Source organism: Citrobacter sp. Cpo065 (assembly GCF_030332805.1).
GTDB lineage: Bacteria > Pseudomonadota > Gammaproteobacteria > Enterobacterales > Enterobacteriaceae > Citrobacter > Citrobacter portucalensis.
Map to the genome: position 1 here is coordinate 863,306 of NZ_JAOWHC010000029.1, position 13,792 is coordinate 877,097.

A 13,792-nucleotide genomic window follows, 5' to 3' on the forward strand; every position below is an offset into this window, starting at 1 on the left:
ACTGACTTAGCCCTATAGTCAGAGGGGATGTCAGGGCGAAATATTCTCACTTGCGGGGATAAAAGTGACCTGACGCAATATTTGTCTTTTGTTGCTTATTGATAATGTTGTCACAAAAAGTGAGGGTGACTGCATGGATAAACTACTTGAGCGTTTTTTACACTACGTGTCGCTGGACACCCAATCAAAATCGGGCGTGCGGCAGGTTCCCAGCACCGAAGGACAGTGGAAATTATTACAACTGCTCAAACAACAGCTCGAAGAGATGGGGCTGGTTAATATTTCACTGAGCGAAAAAGGTACGCTGATGGCAACGTTACCCGCGAACGTTGCTGGCAATATTCCCGCGATCGGCTTTATTTCCCATGTGGATACCTCACCGGATTTCAGCGGTAAAAATGTCAATCCGCAAATCGTTGAAAACTATCGCGGTGGCGATATTGCGTTAGGCATTGGTGATGAAGTTTTATCGCCGGTGATGTTCCCGGTGCTGCATCAACTTCTGGGTCAGACGCTGATCACCACAGACGGTAAAACGTTGCTGGGGGCGGATGATAAAGCAGGGGTGGCGGAAATCATGACCGCGCTGGCTGTGCTTATCCAAAAAGATATTCCGCACGGTGATATCCGCGTAGCCTTTACGCCGGACGAAGAAGTGGGTAAAGGGGCGAAGCATTTTGATGTTGCGGCATTCGATGCGCAGTGGGCCTATACCGTTGACGGTGGTGGCGTAGGTGAGTTGGAGTTTGAGAACTTCAACGCCGCGTCGGTTAATATCAAAATTGTTGGCAACAATGTGCATCCCGGCACCGCAAAAGGGGTGATGGTGAATGCGCTGTCGCTGGCAGCGCGTATTCATGCAGAGGTTCCGGCAGATGAAAGCCCGGAAAAGACGGAAGGCTACGAAGGCTTTTATCATCTGGCGAGCATGAAAGGGACGGTCGATCGGGCGGATATGCACTACATTATTCGTGATTTTGACCGTAAGCAGTTTGAAGCGCGTAAACGTAAGATCATGGATATCGCCAAGAAGGTCGGCAAAGGGTTACACCCGGACTGTTATATCGAATTGGTGATTGAAGACAGTTACTACAATATGCGCGAAAAAGTGATTGAGCATCCGCATGTGCTGGATATCGCCCAGCAGGCGATGCGCGATTGTGATATTGAGCCTGTGCTGAAACCGATCCGTGGCGGCACTGACGGCGCACAGCTGTCATTTATGGGATTACCGTGTCCGAATCTGTTCACCGGTGGCTACAACTATCATGGTAAGCATGAGTTTGTAACCCTGGAAGGAATGGAAAAAGCGGTGCAGGTGATTGTGCGTATTGCTGAATTGGCCGCGAAACAAAAATAAAATATGTGTAGTTGCCGGATGGCGCTTTGCTTATCCGGCCTACAATATTTCACTCCAGTAGGCCTGATAAGACGCATGGCGTCGCATCAGGCACAGTCCGCATTACCCTTCGAAGAACCAGTACCCGCTGTTGACCAGCGCGGCAAGCATGGCAAGGAAAGAAGGATCTTCCAGCGCATCCTCAAAGTTCTCAGCCGTCAGCACAATATGACTGGCCAGCGCTTCCAGCGCAGGACGATGCGGTGAATCAATTTTCTCACCGTTAGCGTAGACGTCGTCGCCAATGCGCAATACGCGCAATCCGCCCAGACGCACTAACACATCACCTTGTTTCAGGGCATCATAAATTTCGTCTGGCTGATACGGTGGCTCCGGCGGGGCAATATCCAGCTCATGACGAGACTGAGAAATAAACTCGCCAAACCACTGCTGGAAATGTTCTGGCTGATTAATCAGGCCCAGCATCATTTCGCGCAGCTTATCCATCTCCTGCGGCAGAACATCGGCCGGATGATCGCGCGGTGGCAGATCAGGATCGCTGTAATAGGTGCTGCCCAGTTCGCGTTGTAAAACGTAATCGGCGAAGCCGCTGATCAGCTCGCGAGTGTTTGGCGCACGGAAGCCAACCGAATAGTTCATCGCGTTTTCTAACGCATAGCCTTCGTGCGGGAATCCCGGTGGAATGTACAGGATATCGCCGGGTTCCAGCTCTTCATCGATGATAGCTTCAAACGGGTCGACCTGAAGGAGATCCGGGTGAGGGCAGTGCTGCTTCAACTGCAGCTTTTCGCCTACGCGCCAGCGACGACGACCGGTTCCCTGAATGATAAATACATCGTACTGATCCAGGTGCGGGCCAACGCCTCCACCGGGTACAGAGAAAGAAATCATCAGATCGTCGATACGCCAGTCCGGTAATTCACGGAACGGGCGCATCAGCGCGGCGGTAGGTTCGTGCCAGTGGTTGACCGCCTGCACCAGCAAAGACCAGTTGTTCTCGCCAAGATGGTCGTAGCTTTCGAAGGGACCATGGCTAACCTGCCATTTACCATCCTGATGGCTGACGAGTCGGCTGTCGACTTCGCTTTCCATTGCCAGTCCAGCCAGTTCGTCAGGAGAAAGAGGATCAATAAAGTTATTAAACCCGCGTTTTAAGACCACCGGGCGTTTCTGCCAGTGGCGTTCAAGAAAATCGGGCCAATTAAGTGTGAGTTGGTATTCCATAGTGAGCATCCCGCAGGCTGGTATCTGCAACCGATTATAACGGATACTTAACCTCAAGCGTGAAGTCAGTACATATTTATTACATGCGACGATTACTCGTCTTTCTGGCCCGGCTGCTGGCGACCAAAAATAACTTCCATGCGCGCACCACCCAGCAGGCTATCACCAGCAATAATCTGCCCGTCATACTGTTCGGTGATTTCTCGCGCCACCGCCAGACCGACGCCTTGTCCTGGACGTAGCGTATCTACGCGCTGTCCGCGGTCAAACACAACTTCCCGTTTGCTTTGCGGAATACCAGGACCATCGTCTTCGACCAGAATATGCAGCTGATCCTCAGACAGTTGCGCCGAAATCTCGACAAACTCCAGACAATATTTACAGGCGTTATCCAAGACGTTGCCCAACACCTCGACAAAGTCATTCTGTTCGCCCACAAAGCTGATCTCAGGTGAGATATCGAGATTAATGTTGACCCCTTTACGCTGATACACCTTATTCAGCGCCGAGGTGAGCTTATCCAGCAACGGCGCGACCGGGTGCAGCTCGCGACTGAGTAGGGCACTGCTGCCACGCATACTGGCGCGATGCAGGTAATAGCCTATCTGTTGGGAAATACGGCTGATTTGTTCCAGCATGATAGGCTCTGCGTCGCTGACGTTCATCTTTTCATTACGCATTGAGCGCAACGTACTTTGCAGTACCGCCAGTGGCGTTTTCAGGCTATGAGTGAGATCGGTTAATGTGGTGCGGTATTTATCGTAGCGCTCACGTTCGCTTTTTAAAAGCCGATTGAGATTACGAACCAGGCTGGTCAGTTCGCGTGTGGTGGCGGGATTTAGCATCTCACGATGATGTTCCTCAAGCTCACGGACTTCACGCGCCAGTGATTCAATCGGCCGTAGGCTCCACCACGCAGCCACCCATAACAACGGAATGACCAGCAACAGATTGGCGACCAGCACATAAATAAACCAGCTCCAGACCATATACGAGCGCTTTAGCTCTATAGGAATAGTGTCGACAACCACAATGGTCAGTTGCGGCATTCTGGCTGTGGCGGGGTAGACGTTCACCGCCACGGAGTGGGTCATTTCGGCGTCGTCATCATCTTCTCTGACTTCTTTTAACTGCTGCTGAGCGGAGTGATCTTCGCCCAGTAAAGTGCTGGTGGCGTCTACATTGGCTTCAATTTCATGAAAACCGTTCGTTTTTAGCCAGTCCGGTTGGATACTTTTCGTCAGCCAGGGAACATTGCGCTGAGCCCACAACAACTCACCGCTTTCGTTATAGATCAGCGACATTGTTGGGCTTTGCATATCGAGATTTTCAGGCAACTCGACGTTTATCTTGCCGTTTTCCCACTTTGCCAGGGTATAAAAGAGATTACTTTCACCCCGCAGCAGTCGAAACGTTGTCTTATCAAAGCTGACGCTGTAGCCCACCAGAGCAACCATGCCGTAGGCCAGCGAGAGCACTAATACAACGCCTGCGGTTGCCAGTAAAAAGCGCAACCGTAGCGATAGCGGGAAAAAATGACGCAATAGTTTATTCATTAGCGCAGTTCAAAAAGATATCCCTGACCACGCACGGTGGTGATGACGTCGTCCGGATATTGCGCCTGAATTTTCTTACGCAGACGTCCCATTAGAACATCAATGGTGTGACTTTCGCGCAGCTCGGCATCCGGGTAAAGCTGCAGCATGAGCGAATCTTTACTGACCACTTTGCCATTATTACGGATGAGCGTTTCCATAATGGTGTATTCAAACGCAGTGAGCTTGATAACTTCATCATTGACGGATAACTCGCGTCGAGAGAGGTCCACCTGAAAAGGCGGAAGGGAGATAATTTGCGATGCCAGACCGCTGTTGCGGCGCATCAGTGCCTGCATGCGCGCAGCCACTTCTTCGATGTGAAACGGTTTGGTGACGTAATCGTCAGCACCGGCGCTGAGGACTTCCACTTTATCCTGCCAGCCTTCGCGTGCGGTTAATACCAGAATCGGCAGCGAAACCTCATTACTGCGCCAGCGGCGGATCAGCGACAAACCATCTTCATCGGGGAGTCCTAAATCAACGATCGCGATATCCGGCAGATGTTCATTCAGATAATAGTCCGCTTCCTTCGCATCTTCTGCATCATCCACCTGATGCCCTAAATCCTGTAACTGAACCTTGAGGTGGTGGCGTAATAAAGCATTATCCTCGACAACCAGTACGCGCATCATCGTTTCTCCCTAAAATAATGGTATGAATAGTTTAACGCTGATTATGTGGATTGAAAGCAGCGCTATGAAATTAAATAACTTTTCTCATGCTCCCCTGCCCGTGGGGGCGCCCTGGGGGCAGTGCTGTTGGCATCTGATTGTTCAGCATGTTGACCTGATCCTGGTTCATGTCGCCAATCCACTTGGAGTAAACCTCGTACACCATGCGCGCATCTTCATGTCCCATCTGACTCGCTATGAATGACGGGTTCGCTCCGGCCATCAACGTCCAGCATGCGTAGGTATGCCGTGACTGATAAGGATTCCTTTCGCGGATATTTGCAAGTTTAGTGCCTCGCTTCCAGCCATAGGCAATCGAGTTCTTGGAGAAGTAACTGCCTTTTTTTGACGAATATGCTGTCGGTGAAAAAACGAAGCGAAGAGATTGCTGCTCAGTTTTTCCGATCTCCCGATGGTGAAATCGAATTTCTTGCTTCGGATTAGCGCCGGTGATTTCGTATTGTTCCTTCAGTGCATCCAGAGCAGGTCTAAGCAACGTTATCGTCCTTATTCCGGCATCTGTCTTAGGAGGCACAAATACTCGCTTATTCGTCAAACTTCTGGATACGTGGATTTCACCTTTTACCAAATCAATATCTTCCCATGCCAGGGCGCATATCTCGCCCGGCCTCATCCCCGTATGTACGGCAACAATGATGATTAATGCCTGGCTACGGGGAAGGGCGGCTATCAGTGCCTGGTACTCATGAAGTAAAAGTGGGTCGGGATCATTTTTAGATAACTTGAGTCGCGACACTCCTTCATAAGGAGCATGCAATATAAACTGGCTTCGGTTTGCGAGCTTAAGCATTTCTGATAAAACTGCCATCTGTTTATTGACTGTTGAGGGCGCGCGGCCCTGCCTGGCCAGATTCGGCATTGCCGGGTTAATAATTGTCCCGATCAATAACTCCTTTCGGTAATGCAAAATGTCGGAATGCTCAATATCTACCAGACGGGTATTTTCTCCGATTATACGCAGTAACGTATTTACGACCGAAGTAAGCGAGAGCAGTGTTGCACCAGATACCTCTAAGGCTTTGGTGTCTGTAAAAAAATCACTCAACTCTTTAAACGTGGTGATTTTTTTGGTTGTGATGAACTTCTTAAGTGCTTTGGATTCCGGGAAACGTTTCGCATAGTCGAACTTACCGAACTGTATTTCACTTGTTATGAGCGCGCGAAGATTTCCAGCTTTTTTGATGTTGCTGCTGTTCACCGTCCAGCCCCGAAGGACTTCGCGGCAACGTTTGCCGCGATAGGTAAATGTGATCCGTATTTTTCCATTATGCAGCTCAACGCCGGTTGGAAAGTCCATCATGCTTCCTGTACTAATTGGTTAATCTTTGGATAGTTGTACCAAAGCAGACCTTTAGAATTGTTAGTTTCCCCGAGAGCTGTCAGATGTTTGAAATGCACGCCTTCGATCCACAAATTCAACCGATAACTTTTAATTTGTCTTTCAGACAAGCCGGTCTTTTCTGTTAGTCGCGCTTCAACCATCCACTCTTCGCTGAAAATGAGTTGCGACATACATAACTCCGATGCCGCCAGCCACAACAGTACATGCTGCAGCTGGCGAATATTGATAATCAAAAATCAGTAGTTGGTTTTGCCTTTCGTTTTTGGCACCGTTTTTTCTTGAGTTTCATGCTCGGCTGTATAGCGCGCTGTAGAACTGGTGGCCGCGTGAAAACATGTTCACTTATGCGCCTGCGTTCTCCCATTCGCCATAAATGCCAGGACGTCCAGTCACATCCATCATCACAGAGGTGCAGAGAACGGATCAGGGCTTCATCGCCGGTTAAATTCTCTGTCACTGCTCCACCTCCGCACTTATAACCCCAGCGGCCAACGCTGCGGCCATGTGCGGCAATTCGTCAAAATCACCGCGGTATGCCGGGTTTGCACACATCCCTTGCAGTGCTGCGAGCGTCAGTTGCTGGCGGTAGGTGAGGGCCATCGGGGTAGGTTTTGGCGCAAATACTGTTTCTGGTTCCTTTTTCGGCTTAACGGTAACCACGGGAGGATCCATCACCACCGGTTTTGGCGGTTCCGGGCGACGATATTCTACGATCGCATCGAGGGCGATTTTCTGACGTACGGCAGCATCATCAGACCAGCTATCAAGAATTGTCGTTGCGACATCATGAACTTCTTCATCGCTGAAATTGGGCGACAGACAAAATTCAGTGGTGGCGATATCGATGATTAGCAGAGGAAGAACGTCAGCGATTATATGACCAGTGCATGCCACAACGCCTTCTGCTTCTTCTTTGCCCATAATGTCAGTACGTCCGGACAGCAGGTCATTCAGCGCGTGGGCAATCTCAATTTCATGATCATCCAGAAGTGGTCGGTCGTCTTCCTGTTCGGTCACTTCCGTTTTTTCGCCCTCATTTGAGGTGCTATTGGCAAATGCTGCATCCAGTTCCCTGTCGAGTTCTGCAGCGCGAGCCGGGCAGACTGCTGGTGGTAAATTTTCGTCCTGTAACGTCTGTTCGGTTTTACCATCAGATTTTGCTCCATCATTCTTTTGTGGCAGCGGGGCAGACGTACGGCCGCAAGCAATATCAATGACCAGTTGTGGTGGATTAACGCAGTCAAAACCCGCAATGCAGCTATCGATGTATTGGCGAAGTTCGCTAGGGTAAATATGAAGTTTTTCATCAGCGGTTTTGATGATGGCCACGATGGAAGCCGGGTGATAATCATGAATACCCGGTGTTCGTGAAAATGGCGCACACCAGTCATCAATCTCGACATTTTTACTGCACAGCATGGTATTGATGCGCATTTCAATGCTAACTGGAGGGCTGCACACGTCGAAATCCATGGATCGGGATAATTTTCCCATGGCTGTGCGATAGCGCAGTCTGGTAGCAAGTTCGCTCATGGTTGGCTTGTCACTGCTCCTGGTGCCACTCTGAACACACTTTATTGGCTCGCGTTTATCGGGCGGGGTATCAACCCATTGGGTAAACAGGTTTTTATAGTCTGGCCATTTAGCATTGTCGCGCGCCTTCTGACGCACCCAGGCCAGGCATTCGGTCTGTTTTTCAGGAAGCATGGCAAGAATGCGGGGTTCTTTGGCAAGACCCTCTGACTGTTCGCGTAAAGGGCTAAATTCATCATCATTCAGCATGTCGATTAACTGGCCATACTGAGAAGGGGTGATTTCATCAATGGCACCAAACACCGCAAGGCAGTATGCGCGGGCCAGCACATCCAGCTCTTTCACCAGTTTCATTTGCTCTTCCGGCGCGCCAGCATTAAGTTGTTCATTATCGCCAGCAAGCTCTGGTTCAACCATAACGCGCTCTGGTTCGCCTTTTTCAGCATTCCAGATAATGTCACCGGTGAAGAGGTCGGTATAGAACTGCCCTTCAACAGTGCAGAACATTCCTTCCTTTACTTCCCATACCTTGGGAGCAAAATAATCATCAGCATAATCTGGCGCGAACTGTATAAAATCCGCATGCAGTAATGTTTTTGCTATTGTTTTATTCTTGGCTTGTTTAAAAGCAACATAAACCGGAAGCGTACTATCTTTTTCAAGCGCACTTTTTTTCGGTTCGAATCTCCCACCAAACTTTTTTAATCCAGTTGTCATATTAGCCTCAATAATGTTTATGTGAATGGCTCGCATTGCTTCTGCTTAAATTACAGCGCCGTGGTTCATGAATTTTTTTGTAGGAGATAGCATGCTCAAGGCTACAGAAATAAGCAGTCACTACTCTCTTATTCATTCTTTTTGTTGATTTATACATGGAGTCAACAGAACTCCATTTTTTGCAATATGGACAGCACTCAAGTGTCACTTACCCTCCCTGCATGGCTGATTATGACAAGGCCATCATTGATGGATGTAGTTAGCCCTGCCAGTTAAGGCATAAATAAAAACTCTCTTAATTGCTTAAAGTTATCGAAGGGGGTAAATAAAAGTTCAGCGTAAAAATTCGCTAATATTAACCCTCTGGTCGTTAACTATTTTTGACATTACTTTGATGAAGCACATATCCAGCACCGCCTCATCTTTGTATTTTTGAACACCGGTTATATCAGCCACAGCTTTTTTATATTCAGCTTCAGCTGTACGCTGGGCAATATCGTCGCTGGTAAATTTAACCATGGGTACGCACCATCCTGAGCAGAGATTCAGTGTGATCGAGAGTAGCTTTCTGTTGTTCGTACAGTGCTTCGAGCTCAGCTGTAAGGCGGTCGCGAAAAGCAGGAGCTCTTAATTGGTAAATAAAATTATTAACTGAGCTTTCCAAATCAGGATCCCCGCCCGGTATAACTGGCTGTGAATTTTTCATAAACCCTCCGGTAAAAAAGGTGCCCATCGTGGGAGATGGGCAAAGACCACGCGGCACACACAGCAACTAATCACATCTGCAAGCACAGGGTTCTACTTCTTATTGCTTTGGCCTGCTTTTAACCACATCAGGCGCGGTGGTAGGTATCTTCGGGCGGGGACCAGTGACCAGCTGGTACCCCTACGGTACTTTTCGCCGACAACCGCGGGTTAGACGGTTCCGTTTCGTCGGATAGAGCTGTCGATGCTGGTAGTCACTCCAGCCCGTAACCCCTCCCGAAGACACCTGTGCTGCGTTAAATCTTCAAATCTGTTTTCCCCTGTATCGCCAGGGTCAGCGGAACATTTTGATTCTGAGTAATCACTGCGTGTGGTTACTTGATGGGATAAACTTAGGTTAACTTAAGTTTTCTATCAAGTTTTATTTTGTAGAAAAATCTAAATATTTTGGCGTGAAAAGATAACTCATTGATTTTATGAGTTGAGTTTATTGGTTTATTTTATGCGGGCTTTTCTTTTTCTCTTCTCTGCTTCTAACAGCTCTTGAAGACGGATGCTGTTGTTTTCGTTGCGAGCACGCAACTCCTCAAGGAAGCCAATCTGATCTGATTCGGGGAGGGAATCAAAGAGCTCTAACAGTTCCAGTTGGATCTCAGTTAATTCTCTTTGCTCTTCTGATGGTAACGGAGCGCCGGGAAGCTGGGCTTCATCACCAAAGAGAAGCCATGCTGGAGGACATTGTAAACCTTTACTCAGAGCGAATAACCTCTTCCCTGCCGGTTGAGTTTCATCGCGCTCCCACTGAGAAATGGTTACGTGCGCAACCTTTACCAGTTTGGCCAAGGCCGCCTGGGAAAGCTTTAACTCTTTGCGTCGTCTTAAAAGACGAGTACCGAAGGTTTCTTTATCCATATTAGGTAATTCTAAATTCTCTTGACTTAAATTTCCCTACGATCTACTTTCCTTAGGAAAACCTAAGGAGGCGCGGTCGTGTTTAAAAAAGATGCAGTTCAATATTTTGGAAGTAAATCAAAAACGGCAAAGGCAGCAGGCGTGGCTGCTTCATCGGTTTCCGTATGGGGTGACTTGGTACCAGAAAAAAACGCGATGAGACTGCAAATCGCCTCTAACGGCGCCCTGCAATATGACCCCGAAATCTATGACAAGCATGCTAAAGCAAAACGTTTGGGGGAGTCTGACTGATGAAAATCAATGAGATCAAATTGCTGGCCCTCGAGCTCGAAGAGTGGGCGATGAAGGATGGCAGGAAGGGGGGCTGGAAAAAGATAGTCCCGCTGATTACAGCGCATCACTACGGTGATTTGCTGGACAGCCTGGCTGATATCGTTGACCCGTCAGAGTATGCACGCCGCCTGCATAACAACACGCAGATCATCCAGCGGGCATTTCGAAATGACACGCCGAACTATCGTGGTCAGGCAGCTGCGCTGGCTCCAGCAATCAGAGCTGCGATGGATGCAGAGCTGGCTGGTCAGCATGACTTACATAACCTGGTGGCCATTGCGAACCGCGAGTGCATAGAGGCGACCAGCGCGGTGCTGACTGGTAAGCCAGTGCAGGTAATCCGCAAAGAAACGGCAGAGGCAATTCAGGCGCTGGCCGATCTCATTCCCGGCGTCAGTATCCAGTTTAAACATATCAGCACGCACGCGGTGTAACAGGAGACTCCCATGCTTGCCCAGGAATTAGTAGACCGCATGAAAAAAGCGATGAAGCACAGAGTACCGGCGGAGACAGTCGATCGCAGCGCTGAACTGATTCCGGGGATGAAATACCGCAACGAACGCGGACGCATGGTTACGGTAATGAGAGTTTCCCATCTTCGGGTTATGTACCGATACGAAGGCTATCAGGACATCTGCGAGACAGGTCGGAGAGAGTTTGAACTCAAGTTCAGGAAGGTGCAGTCATGACAGAGTGCACAGCAGGTACGGAGTTTTGTGTGAGTAGAATTTTTGAGATTGTCCAGTCGATGTCCGGTCAGGGGAACAGCATCACGATCCCTTGTCCTTACCTGGATTTTTTCGCCGGTGACCGCCAACAGCATTTACTCGCGGCGATTCTGAATCAACTGGTGTTCTGGTCTGGTAAATCCCACCTCGAAAATGGCTGGTTTTACAAAGAGCATGCGGTAATTGCTGCGGAAGTTCGAGCCTCCAGTGAGGACGTCATCCGCAAGGCAATGAGCAAAATACTCAGCCAGTATTTGCCTGGTGTTATCGAAGAGAAGAAACGCAAGGTAAATGGTACGCCAAAGATGCATTATCGCATCAATGAAGAGGCATTAATTGCCCTGATATTCCCGCCAGCTCTGGATTCGGCTCTTAAGCCGAATGGAAACGGCTCTCAAGCCGAACCCAAACGGCTCTTAAGCCGAATGGAAACGGCTCAAAAGCCGAATCCTGGAAACGGCTCTCAAGCCGAATCTATTCTCTATACAGATCTTAAAACAGATAAATACATACAGATCTCTTCTTGTCCGGGAACTGCGTCCCCGGAAGTCGATTTATCCGCAGGCGAAGAAAAAAAATCATCTTCTGAACAGCAAAAAGGCAAATGGGGCACACCAGAAGATCATCAGTGCGCTGAGTGGATTTTTTCCCGCATCAAAAAACTTTACGAGAAGGCCGCCGAGACAGACGGCGAACTGTCACGCCCAAAAGACCCTAACTGGAATGCCTGGGCAAACGAAATACGCCTGATGCGCTGCATAGACGGGCGCACCCATCGCCAGATTTGCGATTTATTCAAACGCGTACAACGCGATCCGTTCTGGTGTCGCAACGTTCTGAGCCCTTCAAAGCTACGGGAAAAGTGGGATGAATTAATTATCCGCCTTGGCGGTAGCACGCAACAGCGGGATGTTAACGCCATTTCAGTGCCAGACAACACCATCCCTGAAGGTTTCAGGGGCTAAAAAATTAACCTGGAGAATTTTATGGAAACCATTTTAGACGTACTGAAAGCGATGGAAAAAGCGACTGCCCGTGAAATTGCGGCGCGCATGAAAATTGAGCCTGCGGCGGTGATCGGGATGCTGCGTGAGCAGGAAGAACGTAACGAGGTTATTCAGGTGAACGGGTACTGGAAAGTTGGTATCGGGGATGTTAAATCACAGCCCACGGCGACCAGTTCTGTCAGCAAAACACCGGCAAGTGTATCTGTCAGCGACGTCATCGCATTACTGGCGGAACATGGACCACAGACATCCCTTGAGCTGGCAACACTTGCAGGTATTGAGTCAAAACGTGTGGCTCCAATGCTGACCCACCACATGACAAAAGGGCGGATCATTCGCGAAAAAGTGGGCAGTAAGTTTGTTTATTCGGTGCCTGCTGCTGGACCAGTGAAAAACAAAAGCTCTGCACAACGGGAACCGGAGATATCAACTCCACCGGTACCAGAAAAATCCGTCACTGAAATTGTCGAGGAAATCCCCGCTTTCGTCAGCCGCCCTGATGATCTGTTGATCCCAACGGTACGCGGTATCTCAAGTGAAATTCGCCGCACGAAAGCGAAGCTGGCCAACCTGGAAAAACTTCGTGAAGCCGTTCGCAGCATTCGCATACATGGCGCGCTGGTGCAGGAGCTGGCGCAATGAAACAGAGCGAATTGCCACGCTGTCCGGAGTGCGGGAACATGCCTGAGTACGCGCTGAAGCCAAACCATATGGAGTGGGTATGGGGCGGATTGAAATGCCCGTATGACCATTACCGTGTGAGTTTGAACGGCCCGGCCGGCAGCCGCGCGCAGGCAGAAAAAAAGCTGGCACCACAGTGGGTTGAACTGGTTGAAAAAGCAAATCAGGGAGCATCGAAATGAGCAAATCACTTAACGCTCGTTGTATCCATCGCTGGACCGTCGAATTTAAAAGCCGCTGCGACTCGAAACACAGTCCTTACCGGCGTAAGCAACACCTTCACAGTTTCATCCGGGAATGCGCCCTGACTACCACTGTTTGCATGGTCGAGCGTATGGCAGAGGATAATGCGATGGTAGGCATACCAAGATGGTGATAAACAAGGCTCGTCACTGGCCTGAGCCGAAACACAGCACATCAAAGAGCAGCTAGTTTCGGTAGAACACGAAGGTTAGAATCGAAGTAGCGATATTGAGAAAAAAATTAACCAAAATGGTTTACAAAATTATGTTGTGTGGTAAATTTATCATCATAACATTTGGTATTTAACAGGTTCGGTTATTACCAAACCTGTACACATAAGCAAACTGAGGATTGGACTATGGCACTCACTGAATTCGGTAAGGCCGTCAGAAAAGCGAGGATAGATACTGGGTACACCTTACTCACTATGGCTAAGGCTTTGGGAACAACCTCTGCATTTTTAAGTGGTTTAGAAACTGGCTCAAAAAAAATTCCTGCTAAGTGGGTATCGGCAATCAATGAGCTTTTCGCTGAGCAAGGCTATTACATTGAGGACTTAGATGTATTGGCTAACATTTCAAACGAGTCTGTACCAATTGAAGGTCTCTCAAAGCAACAACAAATGCTAGTGGCTGGATTTGCCAAATCGGAGTTTACTCATGATGAATTAAAAAAATTCGCTGAGTTGCTCGCAGAAATTAATAAGAAATAATTATG

At 48.9% G+C, this 13,792-nt stretch carries 17 protein-coding genes and 1 pseudogene; 9 read left to right on the forward strand and 9 right to left on the reverse strand.

Features of this window, described 5'->3' with window-relative positions:
- Positions 1–133 precede the first annotated feature (133 nt).
- Complete coding sequence (pepT, locus tag OGY68_RS10105; protein ID WP_020996480.1) at positions 134–1,360, forward strand: peptidase T; 1,227 nt, start codon at positions 134–136, stop codon at positions 1,358–1,360.
- A gap of 102 nt (positions 1,361–1,462) precedes the next feature.
- Here pepT and roxA read toward each other — a convergent pair whose 3' ends face one another.
- From roxA to OGY68_RS10150, 9 genes are all read right to left on the reverse strand, one after another.
- On the reverse strand, positions 1,463–2,584 hold the full coding sequence (gene roxA / locus OGY68_RS10110) for a [50S ribosomal protein L16]-arginine 3-hydroxylase (RefSeq protein WP_003030786.1): 1,122 nt from the start codon (positions 2,582–2,584) through the stop codon (positions 1,463–1,465).
- 92 nt (positions 2,585–2,676) lie between these two features.
- Positions 2,677–4,140: a two-component system sensor histidine kinase PhoQ gene (gene phoQ, locus OGY68_RS10115; protein ID WP_008784442.1), complete on the reverse strand. Its 1,464-nt coding sequence runs from the start codon at positions 4,138–4,140 to the stop codon at positions 2,677–2,679.
- Positions 4,140–4,811 carry a two-component system response regulator PhoP gene (gene phoP, locus OGY68_RS10120; RefSeq protein WP_003846709.1) on the reverse strand — a complete coding sequence of 224 codons (672 nt, stop codon included), beginning with the start codon at positions 4,809–4,811 and terminating at the stop codon, positions 4,140–4,142. The genes phoQ and phoP overlap by 1 nt, the downstream gene beginning before the upstream one ends.
- 73 nt (positions 4,812–4,884) lie before the next feature.
- A complete protein-coding gene (locus OGY68_RS10125) occupies positions 4,885–6,171 on the reverse strand; it encodes a site-specific integrase (protein WP_286502544.1) in 1,287 nt (428 codons plus the stop codon).
- A complete protein-coding gene (gene xisR, locus OGY68_RS10130) occupies positions 6,171–6,386 on the reverse strand; it encodes an excisionase family protein (RefSeq protein ID WP_057068670.1) in 216 nt (71 codons plus the stop codon). The genes OGY68_RS10125 and xisR overlap by 1 nt, the downstream gene beginning before the upstream one ends.
- 283 nt (positions 6,387–6,669) lie before the next feature.
- Positions 6,670–8,466 carry a RecE-related exodeoxyribonuclease gene (locus tag OGY68_RS10135; protein ID WP_286616985.1) on the reverse strand — a complete coding sequence of 599 codons (1,797 nt, stop codon included), beginning with the start codon at positions 8,464–8,466 and terminating at the stop codon, positions 6,670–6,672.
- Between the two features lie 333 nt (positions 8,467–8,799).
- Positions 8,800–8,985, reverse strand: coding sequence for a hypothetical protein (locus OGY68_RS10140; protein ID WP_286616987.1), 186 nt, complete (start codon positions 8,983–8,985; stop codon positions 8,800–8,802).
- Positions 8,978–9,172: a hypothetical protein gene (locus tag OGY68_RS10145; RefSeq protein ID WP_286502893.1), complete on the reverse strand. Its 195-nt coding sequence runs from the start codon at positions 9,170–9,172 to the stop codon at positions 8,978–8,980. Before OGY68_RS10145 ends, OGY68_RS10140 begins: the two co-directional genes overlap by 8 nt.
- A gap of 494 nt (positions 9,173–9,666) precedes the next feature.
- Positions 9,667–10,083, reverse strand: a complete 417-nt coding sequence (locus tag OGY68_RS10150; RefSeq protein ID WP_087051044.1) for a helix-turn-helix domain-containing protein — start codon at positions 10,081–10,083, stop codon at positions 9,667–9,669.
- A gap of 78 nt (positions 10,084–10,161) precedes the next feature.
- Here OGY68_RS10150 and OGY68_RS10155 point away from each other — a divergent pair, with 78 nt between their 5' ends.
- The 8 genes and pseudogenes from OGY68_RS10155 to OGY68_RS10190 all read left to right on the forward strand — a co-directional run bounded on the left by OGY68_RS10155 (position 10,162) and on the right by OGY68_RS10190 (position 13,787).
- Entirely contained in the window at positions 10,162–10,374 is a 213-nt protein-coding gene (locus OGY68_RS10155) for a Cro/CI family transcriptional regulator (RefSeq protein WP_087051043.1), read from the forward strand.
- Positions 10,374–10,850, forward strand: coding sequence for a toxin YdaT family protein (locus OGY68_RS10160; RefSeq protein WP_286502895.1), 477 nt, complete (start codon positions 10,374–10,376; stop codon positions 10,848–10,850). Before OGY68_RS10155 ends, OGY68_RS10160 begins: the two co-directional genes overlap by 1 nt.
- Before the next feature lie 12 nt (positions 10,851–10,862).
- Positions 10,863–11,105 (forward strand): DUF4222 domain-containing protein, encoded by a 243-nt coding sequence (locus tag OGY68_RS10165; RefSeq protein ID WP_016152708.1) that lies wholly within the window; start codon positions 10,863–10,865, stop codon positions 11,103–11,105.
- Positions 11,102–12,109, forward strand: a complete 1,008-nt coding sequence (locus OGY68_RS10170; RefSeq protein ID WP_502873529.1) for a phage replication protein O — start codon at positions 11,102–11,104, stop codon at positions 12,107–12,109. Before OGY68_RS10165 ends, OGY68_RS10170 begins: the two co-directional genes overlap by 4 nt.
- Before the next feature lie 21 nt (positions 12,110–12,130).
- Positions 12,131–12,793 carry a hypothetical protein gene (locus OGY68_RS10175; RefSeq protein WP_286616993.1) on the forward strand — a complete coding sequence of 221 codons (663 nt, stop codon included), beginning with the start codon at positions 12,131–12,133 and terminating at the stop codon, positions 12,791–12,793.
- Positions 12,790–13,014, forward strand: coding sequence for a hypothetical protein (locus OGY68_RS10180; protein WP_286616997.1), 225 nt, complete (start codon positions 12,790–12,792; stop codon positions 13,012–13,014). The genes OGY68_RS10175 and OGY68_RS10180 overlap by 4 nt, the downstream gene beginning before the upstream one ends.
- Positions 13,011–13,190, forward strand: a pseudogene (locus OGY68_RS10185) (hypothetical protein); the annotation flags it as partial. The gene OGY68_RS10180 and the pseudogene OGY68_RS10185, both read left to right, overlap by 4 nt.
- A gap of 243 nt (positions 13,191–13,433) precedes the next feature.
- Complete coding sequence (locus OGY68_RS10190; protein ID WP_286616999.1) at positions 13,434–13,787, forward strand: helix-turn-helix domain-containing protein; 354 nt, start codon at positions 13,434–13,436, stop codon at positions 13,785–13,787.
- Positions 13,788–13,792 lie beyond the last annotated feature (5 nt).